Source organism: Cellvibrio sp. KY-YJ-3 (assembly GCF_008806955.1).
Taxonomy (GTDB): Bacteria; Pseudomonadota; Gammaproteobacteria; order Pseudomonadales; family Cellvibrionaceae; genus Cellvibrio.
This window is the reverse complement of sequence record NZ_CP031727.1, coordinates 810,474-833,691: the sequence shown is the minus strand read 5'-3', so window position 1 is coordinate 833,691 and position 23,218 is coordinate 810,474. Positions and strand designations below refer to the sequence as shown.

Genomic DNA, 23,218 nt, shown 5'->3' with positions numbered 1-23,218 from the left:
TCGCTCTTTATGCTGGTTAACAACTATCACAGCAGGAGTAACGAATGAACTTGATAAAGGCTTTGCACTGGCGCTACGCCGTGCGTGAATTCTCCAGCGATAGCATCGCCCCCGAACAATTGCAGCAATTATTGGAAGCAACACGCTTGAGTGCGTCCTCTTACGGTTTGCAGCCTTATCATTTGCTGGTGATTGAATCACCCAGGATTCGCCAGCAATTAGTTGAATTTTCTTTCGGGCAAGACAAAGTCGCCAATTGTTCTCACTTAATTATTTTTGCCGCGCATACGAATGTGGGTGATGCAACGGTTGATCGCTACATCCAACAATTTTCAGCTGTGCGCGAGGTTGCACCCACACAGTTGCACAATATGGCGCAGCACTACAACGCGGCGTTGGCGCAAATGAACAATGCACAGCGACAAGAGTGGGCGCACCAACAAGCTTATATCGCATTGGGAAATTTGCTTACCTGCGCCGCGCTAATGGAAATTGACACTTGCCCAATGACCGGTATTGAAGCTGAAGGTTACGATTGGGTATTAGGTTTGCGCGAAAAAAATCTTACCACTACGGCGGTTTGCCCTATTGGTAAACGCCACCCGCAAGATCGCACTGCACAGGAGCGCAAAGTGCGTTTTGAACTACACGACATGGTGACAAGGCTGTGAATTATGTTGCGTTGCTTGCCTTGCTAGCGGGCGCCGCTATCGCAATTCAGGCGGGCATGAATGCGCAGTTGGGGGTGTTATTAAAAAGTCCGCTGCTTGCGGCAGCGGTGACTTTTATGGTGGCCTGTGGTTGTGCGCTGATTGTGGCTGCTATGACTGCGCGTCAATTTCCATCGGCGACAAGCATTTACACTGTGCCGGGTTATTTATGGTTTTCCGGTGCAATTAGCGCTTTTGGTGTCGCATCTTTTTATTTTTTGATTCCGCGCATGGGTGTTGGCCCGATGATGTCTTTTGCACTCACCGGGCAATTATTGATTGCGATGTTAATCAGTCATTATGGTTGGTTTGATTTACCCAAAACACCTATCACCTTTTCAAAATCGATGGGTGTACTCGCCATGATTGCAGGAATCGTATTAATTAATCGACGTTAACGCAGAGTGATAAATATGCAAGCATTAGATCAATTGAATATCGCTAACCTGACATCGCTGTGGCAAAAAATGGGCGTGGAAGATCATTCAGAATTTGCTACCGATGGATTAAGTATTTCGCCCACCTGGCCCAATCGTTTTTGGTTTGAATGGCATGCAACCTCGGCACAAATTAATGAACTCAACCATTTTTTACATTGCCTACCTACGCGCGCGGTAATTCCGGTGTGGACTGGCGCAGGTGAACAAGCCGCGCAGTTGGAGCGGTATTTACAGGATGAATGTTTTCAAATTTTGTTTGAGCAGTTGGCGATGTATCTTGATTTGCAAACAATTGTGCAACAAGATTTTAAACCTCTAACGCAACAAGACTTTTCACCCTTGAATATTATTAAAGTGCAAACGACACCAGAACTGATTGCATGGACGGAGACTGCTAGTGCCGCATTTGGTTATTGGATCGATATCAATGCGCTGCAACCCTTAATTGCCGACAGCAATGTCCAGTTATTGCTCGTCAAAAAAAATGATCAGCCCGCAGCAACAGCGTTGATTTATAAAACCGGTGACATTATTGGTGCCCATCTGGTGGGGGTGCGGGAGAATTTTCGCGGGCAGGGCATCGCCAAAAATCTGATGCTGTTGGTCATTCAGCAAGCGGTGGTGATGGGTGGAAAATATTTGACCTTGCAGGCTTCAGCAGCGGGTGAGCCGCTGTATCGCAACCTGGGTTTTGTGGCGCAGTTTGTGATTAAAAATTATCAGCGTGTTGAAAAATAAAAAACGCAGCAGCGCAATTGCAGAGCGGTAATTTTAGGCAGGTTGCCGCTCAAACCAGCTTTCCAAAATCAAGCGCGCGGCAATAGAATCCACCGGGTTATGTTTATAGTGACGTGATCCGCCCTGTTCCATCACTTCACCTTTGGCTTCAAAACTACTCAGGCGCTCGTCCACCAATTCCACTTTTACGCCAAAGCGGCCATGCAAGCGGTTGGCAAATTTGCGTGCGCGTGTACTCAATTCGCTTTCGCTGCCATCCATATTGAGTGGCAAGCCTACCAATACCAAATCCGGTTGCCACTCCTGCAACAGCTTTTCGATCTGGGCCCAGTCGGGTACGCCGTCTCGGGCTTTTAATTGCGCTTGGGCGTTGGCGGAGCGAGTAATGGTTTGACCGGTGGCGACACCAATATTTTTGGTGCCGTAATCAAATGCGAGCAGGGATTTAATCGTCATGGAGGATGGGTATCGATCAGGCGTGACCAGCGGTGCTGGCAATTAAATTCACATCAATACCCAAGGCTTGGGCCGCCGCCGTCCAACGCTGTTCGAGTGGGGTGTTGAAAATAATATTTTTGTCCGCTGGCACGGTGAGCCAGGAGTTTGCAGCAATTTCTGCTTCCAACTGGCCTTCGCCCCAACCGGCATAACCTAGTGCAATCAGCGAATGCTTGGGGCCATGCCCTTCGGCGAGCGCCACGATAATATCGCGCGAGGCAGTGAGGCTGATCTCGGGAGAGATTTCCAGTGTGGATTGCCATTTGGTATCCGGGCTGTGCAATACAAAACCGCGCTCCGGTTGCACCGGCCCGCCGCTCATCACAATTTGCTCACCCAGATCGGACACATCGCTCAGCGCCATTTGCGCAAAAATTTCTTTGAGTAACATGGGTGTCGCCATATTAATCACTACGCCCATGGCGCCTTGTTCACTGTGCTCACAAATGTAAGTCACGGTGTGCGCAAAAGACGAGTCGTTGAGCCCGGGCATGGCAATCAAAAAGTGATCGCGCAGGCTGCCGGGAGTGAGCTCGTCAATATCGGTTGGAAAGTCAGGTTTATCGTTCATGGATTCAGTATGAGGCCAACAGGAGCTAAAACAAGCGCTGGGGGAAAATTTATTCCTGTCCCTAATTGGCTGTGGTCGTGATGGTCGATTGTTTGCCGGTGATCTCAAAATTCCAGGTGCGGATGATTTGCAAGCGATCGGCCTGCTTGCGGATCTCGGCGGGAAATTGGGCAAAGGGCGCGGACAGGCGCACTATTTGGCGCGCGGCATCATCCAGAATGCGCTGGCCGGAGGACTGCAATACTTTAATTTCATAGATGGTGCCATCGGGGTTGATTACCACCGACAGACGCAAATGCCCGGTTATTTTGCGGTTCAGCGCTTCTTTGGGGTAATTGCGATTACCAACCTGCTCAACTTTGGTACTCCAGTCATGCAGGTATTTGGCATCGAAAGATTCTTTGGTGGATACCGAGGTCAGAGTGCGTACCCGCGGACGCTTGGCGTACTCCTGACGCTGTTTATCCAATTTGGCTTGCAGGCTGGCAATTTCGGCGGAAACCATCAGTTGATCGTCTGTCAGCCCTTCGCGCTGCTGTACTTCCGTGCGCTCATCCGGGTTCTGCGTCATTTGCGCAACATGGGTGCTGCGCGACTGGGTAGTAATCAGCTGCTGCTCTTTGAGTTTTTGGGTGGCAGCGGCTTGCTGTGGCACCGGGTTAACGTCGCGCACTTGTGTATCGGCAAATTCAGCCTGGCGCTCGGTCGTGAGCTGTTTGGCTTCATCCAGCGTACCGCTGGCTTCCTGATTGTGCTGGGCTAAAAAATCGGCGTCATCCGGCGAGCGCGCCGCTTTGTGAGTGGCGAGGGTAATTTCAATGGTCTGTGAGGTATTGCTGTGATCGGGCAATTTAAAGCTGATGCCCAGAATCAATAATGCATGCACCACTATCGCCAGAAAAAAGGTAAAACTCAGGCGATCGCCACTATCCACCGGTGCGGTCGCTAAGGTTTGCTGTTCAAAGGCAATGGCCTGATTCATGCTGCTGACTCTGGTTTTTTTCACCGGCGACTAGTTCTGGCGTGTCACTGAAGGGGCAGGTTTAACGGAGCGCTAATTTACGCGCTATGGCATCGACAAGCCGTGACCCAATTCCGGTGTTGTAGGCCTTATCGATTTCACGGGCGCAGGTCGGGCTGGTGACATTGATTTCAGTGAGGTATTCACCAATCACATCCAGGCCGACAAACATCAGCCCTTTGGCTTTTAATACGGGCGCAACTTGCGCGACTATCCAGCGGTCTTTTTCAGTCAGTGGCTGGGCGACACCGGTACCGCCTGCCGCCAGATTGCCACGGGTTTCGCCCTGCGCGGGAATACGCGCCAGGCAGTAGGGCACGGCTTCGCCGTCCACCACCAAAATACGCTTGTCGCCTTCGCTGATGGCGGGGATGTAACGCTGCGCCATAATCAACTGCTGGCCAAATTCGGTCAGGGTTTCAAGGATCACACCTACGTTGGGGTCGTCCTGACGGCAGCGGAAGATACGGCTGCCGCCCATACCATCGAGCGGCTTAAAAATCACATCGCCATAGTGTTTGTGGAACTCGCGCAGGCGCAGCATATCGCGGCTCACTAACACCGGCGGGCAGCACTGCGGAAATTGGGTGGCAAAGATTTTCTCGTTGCAGTCGCGCAGGCTGCGTGGGTCATTCACCACCAGCGCACCTTGCTGTTGCGCTGCTTCGAGAATATAAGTGCTGTAAATGTACTCATTGTCAAACGGTGGGTCTTTGCGCATCAGGATCACATCCAGATCGCCGAGTTTTTTATCTTCTTGCAGCCCTAATTCGTACCAGCTGTCGCTGTTATCGGCGACAAACAAATTGCGCGTACTGGCGCGCGCTTCACCCTGTAATAGGTAGAGATCTTTCTGCTCCATGTAGTGCAAATCCCAGCCGCGCTCCTGCGCCGCCAATAGCAGCGCGAGGGTGGTGTCTTTATAAAAAGTAATATCCGCGATGGGATCCATCACCACGCCAAGAGAGATAGCCATAAAGGATGCTCAACTGAAAATACGGAAAGTGGGATTTGCCGCCGGCATAAAAACCCTGCAGCGCACCAAGTGGGAACTAAAGTTAAAGGCTAGGTAGAATTAAAGCAAGGTTATTGCCGCGTGTTTCTACCTCTCAAATGATTATAAAAACTGTACGGATTACTCATATATTCAACTAGTTATGGCGCAAGCCTAAAAACTATGTTAAAAGTTTAGCTCCATTTTAGTGGCGTTATTTTGACGCCTGCTAACCGGTGACTATCTGGCGCGTCCATAGATCTCAATAAATCACGCGTATATCTGGCAGCTACAGTCAATAAATCAGCTGTGGCAATAACAAAAGGCAAGGTCAGAGTATGGAAGTAACTTACGAAAGCCTCAAAGTGATGGTGATAGACGACAGTAAAACCATCCGTCGCACGGCTGAAACACTGCTTAAAAAAGCAGGCTGTATGGTGATTACCGCTACCGATGGCTTTGATGCCCTGGCGAAAATTGCCGACACCCGCCCCGATATCATCTTTGTCGACATCATGATGCCGCGCCTCGACGGCTATCAAACCTGTGCGTTAATCAAAAATAATAGTGAATTCAAGACTACGCCGGTAATCATGTTGTCCAGTAAAGACGGTCTGTTCGACAAAGCCAAAGGGCGTATTGTCGGCTCCGATCAATACCTCACCAAACCCTTTAGTAAAAGCGAGTTGCTGGGCGCCATTGAAGCCCATGTCAAGCATTTGAAAGCATCCTGATAGGCAAGCCCCGATCCTCTCGGGGCGAGTTTGGTTGTTCTCCCGCTGCGCTCAAACGCAATAATACCAACAGGGTCAGCTGGGGCTTCATCCAAATAATTACTGACGATTAACCGCAACCACTGCGGCTACCTAATATGTTTTTTTGGAGCATTTATGGCCAGAGTATTAATTATTGACGACTCACCCACCGAAACTTACAAGCTCACCAGCATGTTGGAAAAAAACGGCCATGTTGTAATGACGGCCGATAATGGTGAAGCAGGTATTGCCATGGCGCAAAAAGAGCTACCCGATGTGGTGTTGATGGATGTGGTGATGCCTGGTCTAAACGGCTTCCAGGCGACTCGCCAGCTGTCCAAAACCCCGGAAACTGCCCATATTCCGGTGATTATCGTCACCACCAAAGACCAGCAAACTGACCGTGTTTGGGGTATGCGCCAAGGCGCCAAAGCCTATTTATCCAAACCGATCACCCAGGAAGTGCTGATGGCCGCTATGGCCGAAGTACTGGCGTAATAAAGGACAAGCTTGTCACCATCCGGGATGATGAATAGACAATAACAACAAGCATCATTCACCGACCTCAGGCTCGCCGGGCCGAAAATCTCTGTGTTGATGCACGACAGTTATGGACAGAGATATGTCAGAACCACAGGCCGCGTTTCAGGCCCTGCTTACATTAGCCCAGCGCAGCCGGGCCGCCGCGCGCGGCCTGCCGGCACAGGCGGATATTCGCCCCCACTGGAGCGGCATTGGTTTTTCCCTGATGGGCAGCTATTTTGTCGCCCCCATCGGCGAAGTGTCGGAAATGCTCGAAGTTCCCAATCACACGCACTTGCCCGGTGTTCAGCCCTGGGTCAAAGGCGTTGCTAACGTGCGCGGTCGTCTGCTGCCGCTGTTTGATCTGGCGATGTTTTTTGGCGATCGCCTGGGCAGTTCACGTAAACACCGTCGCGTCTTAATTCTCGAAACCGAAACACTTTATTCTGGCCTTATCGTCGATCAGGTGTTTGGTATGCAACATTTCCCCATGGATGAATACACTGAACAGGCTGGCGCTGTACCCAATGCCATCCTGCCGTTTGTCACGGGCAGTTATCCTCAAGGAGGCGAGCGCTGGTCGCTATTCAGACCTGCATTGTTGGCCGAGGATCCGCGTTTCACCAACGCGGCCAAGTCGTAGTAGATTCACAATCGCAAGGCAATATCAGGCTTTTTGACCCGCGCAAAAAGCATAGTGGACAGAAAAAATAAAACCGAATGCTGGTGTAGGAGTGTGTAGATGAAAACTGAGTCAAAAATTGCCGCTTTCCGGGCGAAACCCGCGACTATCATCGCTACGGTCTTGCTGATCGGATCGTTTGTGGCGGCGGTAGTACTTCTGGTACTGATTAACCAGGGTAAAACGAACGACCAACGCTACTTGCAACAGGCGAGTGACTTGCGTGCGCAAGCGTATCGTCTGACGTCTTTGGCACGTGACGCCACCTCGGGCGATGAACAAGCCTTTGGTGAGTTGACCGGTGTAGTGAGCAGCATGAGCGGCACCTGGGACATGTTGCGCACTAGCGACGAGCGCACTCGCAAGGCACTCAGTGTCGAGTTTGATAAGTTCGGTGCTATCTGGAAGGGTGTGCAAAACAACGCCCAGGATATAGCCACCAACAAGGATCTGATTGTATCGCTCAACAATGTGGGTAATACCCTGAATGACAACCTGCCAACGCTGCAGACCGAACACAATAATATTGTGGATATCCTGCTCGAATCCGGCGCTCCTGCCGATCAGGCGATTCAGGCCCAGCTGCTCTCTTGGCGCGCCGAACGTATTGGTCGTAACGTGGATAAAATGCTGCGCGGTGATGCCGATGCTGGCAATGCGGCCGACCAGTTTAACCGCGATGCCAACTTCTATGCCCGTGTACTGAGCGCGATGAAAGAGGGCGACCCGGCACTGCGCATCACTCGCGTATCTGATCCACAAGCCCGCGCCAGTCTCGATCAAATCACCCTGTTGTTTGATGGTGTGAGCAAGTCAATTCAGGAAATGGTTGATGGTTCTGCAACCCTGACCCGCGCTCGTCAAGCTGCCGATGCACTGTTGGTTGATACTCCCCAGCTGCTGCAAAGTCTGGCCGCTATCTCCGATAAAATTGCCCAGCAAGCCGACAATCGCCCCTTTGTTAACAACACCTGGGTAATTGTGTTTGCTGCCATCACCCTGATTTCACTCTTCTTCCTCGGCTTCAACCAGTATCGCGGCGCCCGTAAACGCGCTGACGAAACCACCGAAACCAACGAACGTAACCAGACTGCGATTTTGCGTCTGCTCGACGAACTGGCCGACCTTGCGGACGGTGACTTGACCACTACTGCAACCGTAACCGAGGACTTCACCGGTGCGATCGCTGACTCTATCAACTTCACCATCGACCAGCTGCGTATTCTGGTAGCGCGAATCAACGAAACCGCGGTAAACGTATCGGCCGCTGCGCAAGAAACCCAGCAAACGGCATTGCACCTCGCTGAAGCATCTGAACATCAGGCGCAAGAAATTGCCGGTGCATCGGCGGCGGTAAATGAAATGGCGGTGACCATTGACCAGGTATCTGCCAACGCCGCCGAATCGGCAGCGGTAGCAGAGCGCGCGGTATCGATCGCGGGCAACGGTGCGAAAGTGGTACAAAATACTATCCACGGGATGGATACCATCCGTGAGCAGATCCAGGACACCTCCAAACGTATTAAGCGCCTCGGTGAATCGTCACAAGAGATCGGTGATATCGTAAGTTTGATTAACGACATTGCGGACCAAACCAACATCCTCGCACTTAACGCGGCAATTCAGGCATCGATGGCCGGTGACGCAGGCCGCGGCTTTGCGGTGGTAGCGGACGAAGTTCAACGCCTTGCGGAACGTTCCGCAGCCGCAACCAAGCAGATTGAAGCGCTGGTAAAAACCATTCAGAACGATACCAACGAAGCGGTAATTTCGATGGAACAAACCACCTCTGAAGTGGTTCGCGGTGCGCGCCTTGCACAGGATGCGGGTGTGGCACTGGAAGAAATTGAAAACGTATCGTCAAGCTTGGCGGAATTGATCCAGAACATTTCCAACGCCGCGCGCCAACAAGCATCGTCTGCCGGTCACATCTCCAACACGATGAATGTTATTCAAGAGATTACCACCCAAACCTCTGCCGGTACTTCTGCTACCGCGCAGTCGATTGGTAACCTCGCTGAAATGGCACTTGACCTGCGTGAATCCGTAGCTGGTTTCAAACTGCCCGAAGAGGACATGTCGGAAGGTCGCGCTAATGCCGCGCGCAAAGCCATGGCGACTACCCCGGCCATGGACTTTGACCAGAACGCGGATGTCATTGATTTGGATGAAGAATTGTTGCCTGACGACGATATCTTCGCCAACGCCTCAAAAGCCTGATAAGCAGTCGCCGCCAGTGATCCTGGCGGCGCAGCCTGTAACTCACAGAAAGTACCTATGGCCTGGTCACTACGCACACTACCGACACTCAGCCAGGACCAGTTTGTCCAGTGGGGCAAACTGCTGGAGGAGCGCACCGGTATCCAACTGGTTTTTCAACAAAAAGCCTGGCTGGAATCGCAGATCTACTCGCGCTTGCGCGACCTGGGCTATGACGATTACGACAGCTATTATCACTTTGTGGCGCAGGACAGCATCGATTCCAAGCTCGAATGGGCGCGCTTGATTGACCGAATCGCGGTCAAGGAAACCAGCTTTTTTCGCCATCGGGAATCTATTGAGTACGTGCGCAGCTACCTACAGCAAAAGATTAACAATCAGTCGCTGCAAGGCAGTTTTGACGTCTGGAGTTTGGGCTGTGCGACGGGTGAGGAACCCTACTCGCTGGCGATGGTAGTAAACGACTGTTTTGAGTTGGCGACGATTAGCCCCTACTACGGCATTACCGCTATGGATATCAGTTCGTCGGCGCTGGCAGCCGGTCGGAAGGGGCGTTATAGCAAACGTCGCACCGAGCAGGTAAAACCGGACGAAGCCAAACGCTATCTGCAGGTTTGTACCGACGGTAGCTATGAAGTAGTGAGCAAGCTGCGCGACCGCGTGTGTTTTACCCAAAGCAATATTATCCACGCGCGCCAATTACCCCAGGTGAGTGTGGATGTGATTTTCTGTCAAAACCTGTTGGTGTATTTCCGTCGCTGGCTGCGCCGCGATGTACTGAATGCCTTGGTGGAACGGTTAAAACCGGGCGGCTTGTTAGTAGTCGGCCTGGGTGAAGTGATGGACTGGGAACATCCCGAAATGCAGCGCACTGACGATGATCAAGTGCAAGCCTACGTTCGCGTAGAACGCTAAAAAGTCGCACCGAGCGAGAATAACGAGAGGAAAGCTCTGCATGGCAGACAATCGCAATTTTGCCGCGTTGGATTGGTTGATCCACGAGATCAGTGAGACGCTGAAAGAAGCGCGCCAAGCCCTCGAAAGCTATGTTGAAAATCCGAAAGATGCTGCGCGTATCCGCTTTTGCTTGACCCATATCCATCAGGTGCATGGCAGCCTGCAGATGGTGGAGTTCTATGGCGCCGCGATGCTCGCGAGCGAGATGGAGCAGCTCACCCAGGCGATGATCGCCGGTACTGTGGGCAATAGCAGCGAAGCGCAGGAAGTGTTGATGCGCGCTATTTTGCAATTCCCTTTGTATTTGGATCAGGTCAAAGCCACCCGCAAAGACAACCCGCTGGTGGTGCTGCCACTGCTCAACGACCTGCGCGCCGTGCGCGGCGAGAGCCTGCTCACCGATACCAAACTGTTTGTGCCCAATTTAACGCCCGCCAAAAAGGTCAGCGGCGCACGCCTGCCGGTCACTAATGACAATGTGCAATTCCAGGCCATGGTGCTCAAACTGCGCCAGATGTACCAATACGCCGCCTCGGGGTTTATCCGCGGCGTCAACCCGGAAGAAAATCTTGCCTACCTGCAAAAAGCCTTCTCACGCCTGCAAAAACTGACCCACGGCACCGCGCGTTTTGCGCTGTGGGACATCTGCCTTGCGCTGGTGGAAGCCATCGAAATTGATGCGATTGAGATGAGCGTGGCCGTTAAAAACCTGCTGCGTCAATTGGATAAAGAAATCAAAGTGCTGGCAGTACACGGCACCAAAGCGCTGAACAGTTTCACCAACGATGAGCTGATCAAAAACCTGCTGTATTACGTGGCGCGTGCAGGCAAACACGCACCCGGCTTCCCCCCTAACTCCCATCTGCAACGTATTTACGATACTTATCAGCTGGAAGAGGCGCTGCTGGAAGGCAAAGAGACCGGCGAAGAAATCCAGGACATGATTTCGGTACCGGATGCAGACGCGATGCGCTCGGTCGTGGGCGCGATCAAAGAAGAATTGGGACTGATCAAAAATGGTCTGGATGTATGCCTCGCGGGCGGTAATACCCAGAACACGCTCAAAGAAGCACTGCCTATCGTCAAGCGGGTTGCCGATACCATGGCGGTTCTTGGTTTGGGTGATTTACGCAAGCGTTTGCTGGAGCAGGGCGCGGCATTGGAGTTAGTGGTTGAGTCCGACAGCCAGTTGTCGGATGAGCAGCTATTGGCCGTGGCCAGCCAGATTATTTCCATCGAAAACTCACTCGACAGCTTGTCTGAATACGGCGCTCAGGATGCTGGTGGCGATGAGGGCGATATCACCCTGAGTCGCGCCAAGGAATCAGTATTGCGCGAATCGCGCAATGGCCTGGAGCATGCCAAAGACGCGATCATTGAATACATTGCCTCCCAGTGGAACCGCCAGCATTTGCAAGCGGTGCCTACTACTTTGCGCGAAATTCGCGGCGGTCTGGATATTATGCCGCTGCCCCGCCCTGCCAGAATTCTTGGCGCCTGCGCCCGCTTTATTGAAGAGCAGTTACTGGCGCAGGACACCACACCCCAATGGTCTACCCTGGACACCTTGGCCGACGCTATCACCAGCGTTGAATACTATTTGGAGCGACTGAGCAGTGGTGGCCGTAAAGAGGAAATCGACTTACTCCTCACTGTGGCGGAAGAAAGTGTTGCCACTCTGGGTTATGCCGTCGCCAAAGTCAGTAATATTGAGCGCGATGAACAGCCCGCCGCTGCCCTGGAAAGCGTATCGCCCAGCAGTGAAGTTAGTGCGGCAGAAGCTGAGTTAGCGGCCGCCTATGAACAAGCGCATGGCAGCGAAAGCGCAGCTGATGAGGTGGCTGCCGAAGATGAATCCGCCTATCTGGAAGCGGTGTATGCCAGCGCTACCGGCGATGTGCCCAGCGGTGAAAGTGAAACCATTGAATACTCGCTGCCTGAGGTGACGGAGTACAACATTGAATCGACTGAGGCAGCCGAAACTACTTCGGCCCCAAGTGATCAGTGGCAAGAAGTGATTGATCAAGAGGTAGAGGAAGAGGTCGAAGAAGATCCCGAACCCACCCTGATTGCCACCAACAATGCGCCGGTGATTGAGCGCGATAATGAAGACATCGACGATGAAATTATCGAGATTTTCATCGAAGAGGCCACCGAAGTCACTGAAACTATCAGTGAATATTTCCCACGCTGGGCGCAGAATTTCGACGATAGCGAGGCGCTGATTGAATTCCGCCGCGCCTTCCACACCCTCAAAGGCAGTGGCCGCATGGTGGGCGCCAATGAGATCGGCGAGCTGGCCTGGTCGATTGAAAATATGCTTAATCGCGTGCTCGATCACACGATCAGCCCACAAGCGGCGCATGTGCGCATTATTGAAAATGTCTGCAGCTTGCTGCCGGGCATGATTGCCGCCTTCCGCGACAACGAGCTCTACCCGCAAGCGGCCCTGCCTGAAACTTATCGCCAGCAAGCCCAATCCCTGTCGCAGGGGATTATTCCCGACGCGCTGGAGCAAGAAGAGTCAGATAGCGATGCACAGCCAACCGACAACACCTTCGAAGCCACTCCAGAGGAAGTGGCTGCCGAGGCGGAGTTTGAATCCGAAGAGATCAGTCTCAACGATTCGGCAGATAATGATGAGTATCGGCTGACGGCGATTGCCGAGGATCAATTACCGGAGCAAGAAGAGGACGCAGATGCCTATGTGTTGGATCTGGGTCATGAAATCAGCGAGCAGGAAGATCTGGTTGATGCAGTTATCGACGAGCTCCAGCTGGAGCAGGATCTGCACAGCGAATCAGCAAATGAAGAGCTGCTTGATACTGAAACTCCACCGCTGTTAATGGTTGAAGAGTCTGTCGATGAGGCGCTGGATCTAGACGATCCGGATGCCCAACTGTGGGATATTTTTGGCGCTGAAGCTATTACTCATCTGCAGGTGGTGGAAGAATTTATCGCGCGGATGGAGGCCGAAGCCCCCATCTACGAACCGCCCAGTGAAGAAATGCAGCGCGCCTTGCACACCCTCAAGGGCAGTGCGCATATGGCGGAAATTACCCAAGTGGCTGAATTGGCGACGCCACTGGAGCGTTTCGCTAAAGAGTTGCGTTCTTATCACGTCAATATCAACGACGATATCCTCCAACTGTTGCGTGATGCCGTCAGTTATACCCAAATTGCCCTGCAACAAATCGAGGACGGTGAAACCGTCAATATTCCGCGCTTGCAGCAATTTATTGCACGCGTCAATGAGCTGCGCGACATTCACGTCGCACCGTTGGTACGCCAGCAGGAACTGGACGAAACCGGCAAGCGCCCGGTTGACCCGGAATTACTCGCTATCTTTATGGCCGAGGAAATGAACCTGCTGCTGGATGCAGACAAGATTATTGCCCAGTGGCAAGCCAACCCGGCGGACACCGTTGAGCTGATTCCCGTAATGGATGAGCTGGGCAAGCTCACCAAAGCGGCGGCCCATGCTTACTTGCCAGCTATGGCGGAGCTGAGCGAGAAGATTCACAGTGTCTATGAAGCGATCATTGCCGATCAGCTCAGCTGTTCAGCACAGGTTTGCAGTTCACTCAACCTGGCTCATGTTGCGCTGCTGGATATGGTGGACGCCATCGCCGCCGGCCAGAATCTCAATGGCATCCCCGACAGCATCAACGATGCCCTGGACGATTTGCTCAGCACCGAAGTTGTTACGCTCACGGCCCTGAGCACCCACGAACTGGGTGGATTTGACGAAGAAATTCCGCTCATGGAAGCGGTGGAAGAAGATTTAATCGATAGCGATGCTGTAGATACCTATACCGGGCTAGACAGCTATACCGCAATAAATAGCCACACCGAAACCGACAGTGACAGCGAATACACCGGGATAGAGCTGGTTGACGACACTGGCGATAGCGACGAAGACAGCATCGAGCTGATTGATTACCCCTCGGCGGAGGTTGCGCAAGCCGAAGAAGATTACGATTACCCTGCGCTGGAAAATGCTGTGGCCGGTTATGACACGGCTGCAGATACGTCGGACCTTCTCGATTTACCTCTGGTGGAAATCGGGGCCGAACCAGAATTACTAACAGAACCAGAACCAGAACCAGAACCAGAACCAACCACTCACGATGCGGAAAATGCTGCCGGGTTCGACGAGGATTACGATCCCGAAATCGTGGAAATCTTTATTGAGGAAGCGGGCGAAATCCTTGAGGAAATCGACGGTTCACTCAACGAATGGCAGGACGATTGGAACAATAGCGACTGTGTTGAGCAGCTAAAACGCTCGCTGCACACGTTCAAAGGTGGCGCGCGTCTGGCTGGCTTGATGGCACTGGGTGATCTGTCCCACGACTTTGAGACCATGCTGATCGAGATGGATCAGGACGCCGAGTTGGATCAGGCCTTTTTTGCACGCCTGCACGACTTCCAGGATCGCATGCACAGTGGCGTGGAACAGGCGAGCAAACTTCTGAATGGCACAGCTGCCATTACTCCGGTGGCAACGGGCGCAGCGCCCACGGCCAGCGAAGCGCAAGAGTTGGATATTCCACTGCTCGATACCAGTGTTGAACTGGGCGATGAGGCGGATGAGCTGACCCAGGGTTATACGGTTAGCGATGCCGATGAACCTCAGCCGGTTTACAGCAAGCCCACGGTGGTGGTCGACAATACCCGCGCCGACCAAATTCGCGCATTTGAAACCGACGGCACACCCAGTGAAAAACCGAATGTGCTGACTTTTGCGCCCAAGGCCAAACCGGCCACGGGCAACCTGCCACAGATTCCCGGCAGTGAATATGGTGGCGGCCTGCGCTCCGGTAATACCGGCCCCGCGCAAGTACAGCATTTGGCGGCGCGCCGCACCGGCCCGCAAGAAGTTGTTAAAGTCTCCGCCGAATTGCTGGAAGAATTGGTTAACCTCGCCGGTGAAACCTCCATTAGCCGCGGCCGTATGGAACAGCAGGTTAGCGACTTGAGCGGCTCGATCGAAGAGATGGATGCCACCATCCAGCGGTTGCAAGAACAGCTGCGTCGACTCGATATTGAAACTGAAGCGCAAGTATTGTTCCGTCAGGAGCAGATGGCGCAACACGAAGAATTCGACCCGCTGGAGATGGACCGTTATTCCCAGCTGCAACAACTGTCGCGTTCGTTGATTGAATCCGCCTCGGACTTGATGGACTTGAAATTCACCCTCGCGGATAAAACCCGCGACACCGAAACCCTGTTGTTGCAACAGTCGCGTATTAACACCGACCTGCAAGAGGGTCTCATGCGCTCGCGCATGGTGCCTTTCTCGCGCTTGGTGCCGCGCCTGCGCCGGATCGTGCGCCAAGCCGCCACCGAACTGGGCAAAGAGGTGGATTTTGAGCTGGACAACGTCGAAGGCGAACTGGATAGAAGTGTACTTGAGCGTATGGTTGCGCCGCTCGAACACATGCTGCGCAACGCGGTTGACCATGGTATTGAAATGCCGGATGAGCGTATCGCCGCCGGCAAAAATCCGAATGGCCGCATTCTGCTTACCCTCGGACGCGAAGGGGGCGATGTTATCCTGCGCCTTATCGACGACGGTCGCGGTATTAACCTCAAGCGCGTGCGTGAAAAAGCCATCGAGCGCGGTTTGATGTCTGCCGACGCCCAGCTCAATGATCAGGACGTGATTCAATTCATCCTGCACGCCGGTTTCAGTACCGCCGACAAAGTCACCCAGATTTCCGGTCGCGGCGTAGGCATGGACGTGGTGCACTCCGAGATCAAACAGCTCGGCGGCGCCATGTTTATCGACTCCAACTGGGGTTCAGGCACTGAATTTACCATCCGCCTGCCGTTTACCGTATCGGTTAACCGCGCGCTGATGGTGCAGATTGGCGATGACCTCTACGCCATCCCGCTCAACTCGATTGAAGGTATTGTGCGCGTCAGCCCCTTTGAGCTGGAGCATTATTACCAGGACGAAACCGCGCGTTTTGATTACGCGGGCGAGCAGTATCTGGTGCGCTACCTCGGCAGCCTGCTGGACTCCAGCGCCCAACCCAAACTCGATGGCCAAATGCTGCCACTGCCGGTGGTATTGGTGCGCAGTACCGAACACACCGTAGCGCTGCAGGTGGATCGCCTGCTGGGCTCGCGCGAGATTGTGGTAAAAACCCTTGGCGCCCAGTTCAGTGCGGTGCGCGGAGTATCCGGCGCCACAGTAATGGGCGATGGTAATGTGGTGGTAATTCTCGATTTGCACGCCATGATCCGCGAACAGCTGGCATTGGGCCTGCAAAACGCTATCCAGCTCGAACCGCTCAGTTTGGCAGCGCTCAAAGACGAAGACCTGAGTGAGAAGACGGTAATGGTGGTGGACGACTCGGTAACAGTACGCAAGGTAACCAGCCGCTTCCTGGAGCGCGAAGGTTTCCGCGTAATCACCGCCAAAGACGGGGTAGAGGCGCTGCAAGTATTGCAAGACCATATGCCGGATGTGATGTTGCTCGATATCGAAATGCCGCGTATGGATGGTTTCGAAGTGGCCAAAAATATCCGTACCAGCTCGCGCCTGAAAGATTTGCCGATCATTATGATCACCTCGCGTACCGGTGAAAAACACCGCGAGCGCGCCTTTAGTCTGGGCGTGAACAAGTATCTGGGTAAGCCGTATCAGGAAGATCTGCTGCTGAGCAACATCCAAGAATTGCTGCACATTCGCACCAAATAAGGCAGGGTTGCCATGCTGCGCTTGGGGTTACTGGTGGATAACACCACCAAACAAAAAGCCTTGGCGCAACTGGTCGCACAGGCGGGCCATAAAGTGGGGTTGAGTGTGGTGTTGGAAGGTAATACCGACGCCCCGCTTGAAGCCCACGCGGAGCTGGATGCCTGGCTAGTGGATGTAGCTGAAGAGAGCCACGACGGGCAGCATCTGGATACCTTATTCGCCCAGAGTCGGATACCTATTATCCTCAGCGATAGCAGCGAATTCGCGGTTGGTTCCGAGGGGCATACGGCTTGGCTGCGTCGCATAGGCATGCGCCTGCAACGGCTGCGTAGCGATATCAACCTGCAGCAGAGTGCACCCGCCAGCGAACTCTGGCTGCTTGCCGCGTCCACCGGTGGGCCGGCCGCAGTGAAGCGGTTTTTGGCAGAATTGCCTGCCAATCTGGGGGTCGCTTTTTTGTATGTACAGCATATCGATGCCCAGCAAGCCGTTACGCTTAATCGCATGATGAGCAACGCCGGGCACTATCCGGCGATGGTAGCAACCCAGGGGCTAGTGCTAGCGGCCAACAGCTTGACACTGATTACCGCGCGCGACCCGGTGGAATTGCTCGACAACGGTACGCTCATGCTCAACTACGGCCAGCATTGGAAAGGCAGCTACGCGCCTTCCATCGACCAGATAACAGCCAACGCCGCGCGAATTTACCGCGAGCGCTGTAACCTGATAATTTTTACCGGCATGGGTGATGATGGCGCCGCGAGCTGTCGCCTGATCAAACAGGTTGGCGGCAAAGTCTGGGTACAAAGCCCGGATGACTGCACCAGCGATTCCATGCCCGTATCGGCGCTGGCCACTGGCTGTGTCAGCTTGAGCGGCACACCCGAATATCTGGCCAAGGCGCTGGTGCAAACTCGCCGCTTGGCCTGAATTCCTAATAATTGATCAAGACCAATTGACCGCAGGACATTATTTTCATGAGAGCGCCGCAACGCATTGAGAAAAAAATTGAGGAAGTCGCCAGCCTGCTAATCCCGCTACAGGGCCGCATGCTGCTCGCCCCCAACGTCACCATCGCCGAAATCGTACCGGTGGCACAGGTTGTCCCGGTAGAAAACGCCCCAGCCTGGTATTTGGGCAACTGCACCTGGCGCGAACAGACTATTCCCCTGCTGTCGTTTGAAGTCATGAACGGCGAAGACAAACCCGGTGTTGCCCAGCGCTCGCGTTTTGCCGTAATCAACACCACCGGCGTCAACGAGTCACTGCCCTTTATCGCCATTCTCACCCAGGGCTTGCCGCGTCTTGCACGTGTGACGGAAGAGGAAATCACCGCGCGTGAAGACGCCGATAACAAAGCCTTTGAGCTAATGCACGTCTCCTGGGCGGGCGAAGAAGCGGTGATCCCCAATGTGGAAGCCATGGAGCGCGCGTTTCTGGATTACCTGCATTTAGACAATTAAGCCTATTGGATAACTACTGCTATGCCCGCGGGCAGCAGATACGAAAGTTTATGAACGAATTGATTATTGAAGATTTGCACCAAGGCGACGGCAAAACCCTGGTCAAAGGTGCGCTGATCACCACCCATTACACCGGCTGGCTTGAAGACGGCACCGAATTCGATTCCTCCCACCGCAAAGGCAAACCCTTCCAATGTGTGATTGGCACCGGTCGAGTGATTAAAGGCTGGGATCAAGGCCTCATTGGCATGCAAGTCGGGGGTAAACGTAAACTTTACGTTCCCGCCCATCTAGCCTATGGCGAGCGCCAGATCGGCGCCCATATCAAACCCCATTCGAATCTGGTATTCGAGATTGAACTCTTGGAAGTATTAACGCGGGAAGATTAAGTTATTATTCGCTTGCCAATACCCGCACACCATCTTTTCTAGCCGGTGGCATTTTGGCGATTTCGCTTTCAATCCAGTTTTTCACGTCTTCGGTCAGTTGTTTGCGATCCTTGCCTGCTGCTTCAAAAGGTTCGCTGATTACCACCCGGATAGTGCCGGGATATTTAATAAAATGTTTGGTTGGCCAACATTCACCGGCATTGTGCGCTATGGCGACAATAGGTACACCGGCGCTGATTGCAATATCGGCACCGCTACGTGCGTAGTTGCCAATTTGGCCTACAGGGGTGCGTGTGCCTTCAGGGAAAATCAGTAAATTATTGCCTTGCTGCAAACGGCGCAGGCCAATACGTTTAATGTCTTTTAATGCCTGCATAGGGTTGCTGCGGTCAATTGCAATCGGGCGCAAGCTGGCGAGGCCCCAACCAAAAAAAGGAATACGGAACAATTCTTTTTTCAGGATGGTGCTGACCGGGCCAAAATAATATTGCAAGAACATGGTTTCCCATGTGCTTTGGTGTTTGGCCATAACCACACAGGGAAACACATCGCGGCGGCGCTCGCCGTGAATTTCAAAACGAATCCCGCAGCACACCCGCAGCCAAAACATCACAAACCGATTCCACAGAGTCACAATTCGCCAGCGCCAGGCGTAGGGAAAAATCGGCCAAATAATCACACCGATAAAACCAATTAATACGCTGCTAACGTTGTAACCGATAGTAAAAAGTAAACTGCGAAGTTTGAGCACGTTAAATCCTGTTATGCATTTGGTGAGAGAGATTCGGCCAAAATAAAATCGACAGCGGTAGCAAGATTATCAAAAACTTGTACCTGATCTGGAGAGAGCAGGGGCGCGTCTGTTTGCAGTTTGGCATCGGCAAGCTGTGCGAGCGTTTTTATGCCATTGCCGGTGCGCACTAAAACAGGTTTACACGCCTTGGTAATAGCCGCCTGCAAATCGCGCAAACTATCGCCTATAAAATAACTCGACTCTACCGAGGTATTAAACTCCGCTTCAATCGCATCGAGCATGCCCGGCATAGGCTTGCGGCATTTACATTTATCATCCGGATGATGCGGGCAATAAAAAATACCACCTAACTCGCCGCCTTGTTCTTCAACCAGGCGCGTAATTTTTTCGTGCATCGCCTCCAGGTCTTCCAGTTCAAAATGACCTTTAGCGAGGCCAGCCTGATTCGTTGCAATGACTACTGTAAACCCCGCTTTATTTAAACGTACAATTGCTGCAATGCTACCTTCAATCGGCACGCATTCATCGGCGGATTTTACATAGTCATCGCGGTCGTGATTAATCACACCGTCGCGGTCGAGAATAATTAGTTTCATGCCGTTCCCAATGTATAGGGCGCAATAAATTGCGCCCTTACGTAGGGGCGTGATTTATCACGCCCAGATTTAATGCCAATTAATTTTTCGCCGGAACCAAATACGAAATATCCGCTACTTCCAAAAACAATCCGCGCAGTTGTTGCAATAACGCCAAGCGGTTTTGTTGCAGCACCGGGTCATCACTCATCACCATTACGCTATCAAAAAAAGCATCTACCGGTTGCTGCAAGTCGGCGAGTGCCGCGAGTGCTTTGGTGTATTCACGTGCAGCGAACAGCGGAGCCACTACAGCGGCTTTTGCGCTTACTGCTGCAGCGAGAGTTTTCTCTGCATCTTCTTGCAAGAGTGCAGCATTAACTTCCGTACTAAGCGTCGCATTTTGTTTAGCAAGAATATTGGATACACGTTTGTTCGCCGCAGCGAGCGCTTGTGCTTGCGGCAATTTGCTGAATTCATTGACCGCGAGTACACGCTGGTTGATATCCAAAGGTTGCGACAATTGTTTTGCGGTTACCGATTGGAAAACTTCGGCAGGGATATTGGCATCTTCAAAGAAGGCACGGAAACGTTCCAACATATAAGCCAATACTTGCTCGACCAACTCGTCGCCGACGGTGAGGTTTTTGTGCTGGTTTTTAGCGAAGGTCAGCAGATCACGCAAATCCAACGCGAGATTTTTCTCAACAAGAATGCGCAAAACAGCAATACTCGCACGACGCAAAGCAAACGGATCTTTTGAGCCAGTAGGCTGTTGGCCAATTCCAAAAATACCGGTGATGGTATCGAGGCGATCTGCAAGTGCGATAATCGCGCCGGTGGTGGTTGCTGGTAATTGGTCGCCCGCAAAACGCGGCATATATTGTTCGTTCATCGCCGCGGCGACTTCGGCATTTTCGCCGTCGTTCACTGCGTAGTAGTAACCGGCGATACCTTGCATATCGTCGAACTCGCCAACCATATTGGTGACCAGATCAGATTTGCACAGTTGCGCGGCGCGTTCAGCAGATGCAGCGTCAGCGTTTAACTTACCAGCGATCAGTTTTGCCAAGCTTGCGACGCGTTCGGTTTTGTCGTAGATAGTTCCAAGTTGCGCCTGAAATACAATTGTTTTCAAACGATCACGCAATGAAGCAAGCGTGGTTTTCTTATCAGTTTCAAAGAAGAAGGCCGCATCGGATAAACGTGGGCGAATAACGCGCTCGTTACCGTCGATAATTTGCGACGGGTCTTTGCTTTGAATATTCGCTACGGTAATGAAATTGTTTTTCAACTTGCCGTTAGCATCTACCACGTGGAAATATTTTTGATGTTCTTTCATGGAGGCAATTAATGCTTCCGCTGGAACAGCGAGGAAACGCTCTTCAAATTTTCCGGTCAGCGCGACTGGCCATTCAACCAAGGCGGTAACTTCATCGAGCAGGGCAGGGTCGATAACCGCTACACCGCCGACTTTTTTCGCTTCGGCTTCCACTTGTTGTTTGATGGTTGCGCCGCGTTCAGCAAAATCCGCGACTACGAAACCGGTATTTTTTAATACGCTGGCGTAATCGCCCGCTTTAGCGAGGTCGATACTGTTGTTGAAATGAAACCGGTGACCACGAGTAGTGCGGCCAGCCGTTAAGCCAAGAATGGATGCGTTGATTACATCGCTACCAAACAACATCACCAACCAATGAACCGGGCGTACAAACTCTTCGCGTTTTGCGCCCCATTTCATGCGTTTGGCAATGGGCAATTTTGCCAAGGCATCGGCAACAACTGCTTCAAGTAATTCAACGGTTTTTTTGCCTTCGGAGGTAATACGCGCAACCAGTTTTTCCGCTTTGCCATCGTTCTCGGCTTTTAATTCAGAAGCAGCGATACCATTTTTTTCGGCAAACGCGAGAGCTGCTTTGGTCGGCTGTCCTTCTTTATCAAACGCGATTGCTGCAGGTGGACCCCATACAACCAATTCTTTCGATGGGGTTTCGCTGGCGAGATTTTCTACCAGTACGGCCAAACGGCGCGGTGCAGCAAAGGGTTTAATTGCGGTGAACGATAATTCAGCGGCTTTTAAATTCGCTTCGATAGTTTCGGCAAAAGAAGCCATCAAGCTCTTCAATGCTTTTGGTGGTAACTCTTCGGTACCCAGTTCAACTAAAAAATCAGCAGACATTATTTACTCTCCTCAGCTGAAGTCGCAGCGGCGAGCAGTTCTGCACGCAAAGCTTCAGGCGCAAGTGGGAAGCCGAGGGCTTTGCGGCTATCGTAATAGGCTTGGGCTACAGCGCGAGACAGGGTGCGCACGCGCAAAATAAAACGCTGGCGCTCGGTCACGGAAATCGCGTGGCGCGCATCCAGCAAGTTAAAGGCGTGCGATGCTTTCATCACCATTTCGTAAGCGGGCAGCGGCAGGTTTTTTTCCATCAAGCGCTGGCTTTCTTTTTCGTAGAAATCGAAATTGCTGAACAAAAATGCGGTGTCGGCTTCTTCAAAATTGTAAGTGGATTGTTCCACTTCGTTTTGATGGAACACATCGCCGTAGGTAACTTTGTCGCCGTTAGGATTAATCGTCCATACCAGATCAAAAATTGAATCCACACCTTGCAGGTACATGGCGATACGCTCAATACCGTAGGTGATTTCGCCAGTCACCGGGAAGCACTCAAGGCCGCCAACTTGTTGGAAGTAAGTGAATTGCGTTACTTCCATTCCGTTCAACCAGACTTCCCAACCCAGACCCCAGGCGCCGAGGGTGGGCGATTCCCAGTTGTCTTCCACAAAGCGAATGTCATGCACGCTGGTATCAATACCCATCTCGCGCAGTGAACCTAAATACAGATCCTGAATATCGGCGGGCGAGGGTTTCATCGCCACCTGGAATTGATAGTAGTGTTGCAAGCGATTGGGGTTTTCACCGTAGCGGCCATCTTTCGGGCGGCGGCAGGGCTGCACGTAAGCGGTATTCCAGGTTTCCGGGCCGATAGCGCGCAGGAAAGTGGCAGGGTGGAAAGTACCGGCGCCGACTTCGAGGTCGAGCGGTTGCAAAATCACGCAACCCTGGCGCGCCCAATAATCTTGCAGGGCTAGGATCAAACCCTGAAAGGTGCTTACGTCATAGCGTTTGTCAGACATGGCAGACTCAGTTAAGAAAAGTGATCGAAGAAATTGGAAAATGGCGGCGATTATAGCCATCAAACCTGCACAATGGCAG

General features: G+C 52.5%; 20 protein-coding genes. 12 read left to right on the top strand and 8 right to left on the bottom strand.

Annotation, left to right across the window (positions count from 1 at the left end; all coding sequences use genetic code 11):
- The first annotated feature begins 44 nt into the window (after positions 1-44).
- Genes D0B88_RS03595 through D0B88_RS03585 form a run of 3 tightly spaced genes read left to right on the top strand, consistent with a single transcriptional unit; the run spans position 45 to position 1,888 of the window.
- Entirely contained in the window at positions 45-671 is a 627-nt protein-coding gene (locus D0B88_RS03595) for an NAD(P)H-dependent oxidoreductase (protein ID WP_151055113.1), read from the top strand.
- The gene (locus tag D0B88_RS03590) at positions 668-1,108 is read left to right on the top strand and encodes a DMT family transporter (RefSeq protein ID WP_151055111.1); all 441 of its coding nucleotides are present in this window, start codon (positions 668-670) and stop codon (positions 1,106-1,108) included. Before D0B88_RS03595 ends, D0B88_RS03590 begins: the two co-directional genes overlap by 4 nt.
- 15 nt (positions 1,109-1,123) lie before the next feature.
- Positions 1,124-1,888 (top strand): GNAT family N-acetyltransferase, encoded by a 765-nt coding sequence (locus D0B88_RS03585; RefSeq protein ID WP_151055108.1) that lies wholly within the window; start codon positions 1,124-1,126, stop codon positions 1,886-1,888.
- Between the two features lie 33 nt (positions 1,889-1,921).
- Here the strand turns inward: D0B88_RS03585 and ruvX are convergent, their stop codons facing one another.
- The 4 genes from ruvX to gshB all read right to left on the bottom strand — a co-directional run bounded on the left by ruvX (position 1,922) and on the right by gshB (position 4,954).
- Positions 1,922-2,344: a Holliday junction resolvase RuvX gene (ruvX, locus tag D0B88_RS03580; RefSeq protein ID WP_151055105.1), complete on the bottom strand. Its 423-nt coding sequence runs from the start codon at positions 2,342-2,344 to the stop codon at positions 1,922-1,924.
- A gap of 16 nt (positions 2,345-2,360) precedes the next feature.
- Positions 2,361-2,957: a YqgE/AlgH family protein gene (locus tag D0B88_RS03575; protein WP_007639211.1), complete on the bottom strand. Its 597-nt coding sequence runs from the start codon at positions 2,955-2,957 to the stop codon at positions 2,361-2,363.
- A 61-nt stretch (positions 2,958-3,018) separates the two neighbouring features.
- The gene (locus tag D0B88_RS03570) at positions 3,019-3,939 is read right to left on the bottom strand and encodes an energy transducer TonB (RefSeq protein WP_191966511.1); all 921 of its coding nucleotides are present in this window, start codon (positions 3,937-3,939) and stop codon (positions 3,019-3,021) included.
- 61 nt (positions 3,940-4,000) lie between these two features.
- Positions 4,001-4,954 carry a glutathione synthase gene (gene gshB, locus D0B88_RS03565; protein ID WP_040391073.1) on the bottom strand — a complete coding sequence of 318 codons (954 nt, stop codon included), beginning with the start codon at positions 4,952-4,954 and terminating at the stop codon, positions 4,001-4,003.
- A 356-nt stretch (positions 4,955-5,310) separates the two neighbouring features.
- Between gshB and pilG the strand changes: the two genes are divergently transcribed.
- The 9 genes from pilG to D0B88_RS03520 all read left to right on the top strand — a co-directional run bounded on the left by pilG (position 5,311) and on the right by D0B88_RS03520 (position 18,672).
- Positions 5,311-5,706: a twitching motility response regulator PilG gene (pilG, locus tag D0B88_RS03560; protein ID WP_007639219.1), complete on the top strand. Its 396-nt coding sequence runs from the start codon at positions 5,311-5,313 to the stop codon at positions 5,704-5,706.
- Positions 5,707-5,862: 156 nt separating this feature from the next.
- A complete protein-coding gene (gene pilH, locus D0B88_RS03555) occupies positions 5,863-6,225 on the top strand; it encodes a twitching motility response regulator PilH (protein WP_007639222.1) in 363 nt (120 codons plus the stop codon).
- 124 nt (positions 6,226-6,349) lie between these two features.
- Positions 6,350-6,892, top strand: coding sequence for a chemotaxis protein CheW (locus D0B88_RS03550; protein ID WP_007639224.1), 543 nt, complete (start codon positions 6,350-6,352; stop codon positions 6,890-6,892).
- A 99-nt stretch (positions 6,893-6,991) separates the two neighbouring features.
- Positions 6,992-9,151: a methyl-accepting chemotaxis protein gene (locus D0B88_RS03545; protein ID WP_040391078.1), complete on the top strand. Its 2,160-nt coding sequence runs from the start codon at positions 6,992-6,994 to the stop codon at positions 9,149-9,151.
- A 57-nt stretch (positions 9,152-9,208) separates the two neighbouring features.
- On the top strand, positions 9,209-10,066 hold the full coding sequence (locus tag D0B88_RS03540; protein ID WP_151055100.1) for a protein-glutamate O-methyltransferase CheR: 858 nt from the start codon (positions 9,209-9,211) through the stop codon (positions 10,064-10,066).
- Between the two features lie 40 nt (positions 10,067-10,106).
- Positions 10,107-16,820: an Hpt domain-containing protein gene (locus D0B88_RS03535; RefSeq protein ID WP_151055097.1), complete on the top strand. Its 6,714-nt coding sequence runs from the start codon at positions 10,107-10,109 to the stop codon at positions 16,818-16,820.
- A 12-nt stretch (positions 16,821-16,832) separates the two neighbouring features.
- On the top strand, positions 16,833-17,750 hold the full coding sequence (locus D0B88_RS03530) for a chemotaxis protein CheB (RefSeq protein ID WP_151055094.1): 918 nt from the start codon (positions 16,833-16,835) through the stop codon (positions 17,748-17,750).
- Positions 17,751-17,797: 47 nt separating this feature from the next.
- Positions 17,798-18,283, top strand: a complete 486-nt coding sequence (locus D0B88_RS03525) for a chemotaxis protein CheW (RefSeq protein ID WP_007639233.1) — start codon at positions 17,798-17,800, stop codon at positions 18,281-18,283.
- Positions 18,284-18,333: 50 nt separating this feature from the next.
- Positions 18,334-18,672 (top strand): FKBP-type peptidyl-prolyl cis-trans isomerase, encoded by a 339-nt coding sequence (locus tag D0B88_RS03520; protein ID WP_007639234.1) that lies wholly within the window; start codon positions 18,334-18,336, stop codon positions 18,670-18,672.
- A 4-nt stretch (positions 18,673-18,676) separates the two neighbouring features.
- On the opposite strand, the gene D0B88_RS03515 is transcribed toward D0B88_RS03520, so the two are convergent.
- From D0B88_RS03515 to glyQ, 4 genes are all read right to left on the bottom strand, one after another.
- On the bottom strand, positions 18,677-19,423 hold the full coding sequence (locus D0B88_RS03515) for a 1-acyl-sn-glycerol-3-phosphate acyltransferase (protein ID WP_151055091.1): 747 nt from the start codon (positions 19,421-19,423) through the stop codon (positions 18,677-18,679).
- A gap of 11 nt (positions 19,424-19,434) precedes the next feature.
- Entirely contained in the window at positions 19,435-20,022 is a 588-nt protein-coding gene (gene gmhB, locus D0B88_RS03510) for a D-glycero-beta-D-manno-heptose 1,7-bisphosphate 7-phosphatase (protein WP_151055088.1), read from the bottom strand.
- Positions 20,023-20,101: 79 nt separating this feature from the next.
- Complete coding sequence (glyS, locus tag D0B88_RS03505) at positions 20,102-22,180, bottom strand: glycine--tRNA ligase subunit beta (protein ID WP_151055085.1); 2,079 nt, start codon at positions 22,178-22,180, stop codon at positions 20,102-20,104.
- Positions 22,180-23,139 carry a glycine--tRNA ligase subunit alpha gene (gene glyQ, locus D0B88_RS03500; protein ID WP_151055082.1) on the bottom strand — a complete coding sequence of 320 codons (960 nt, stop codon included), beginning with the start codon at positions 23,137-23,139 and terminating at the stop codon, positions 22,180-22,182. Before glyQ ends, glyS begins: the two co-directional genes overlap by 1 nt.
- Between the last annotated feature and the right edge of the window lie 79 nt (positions 23,140-23,218).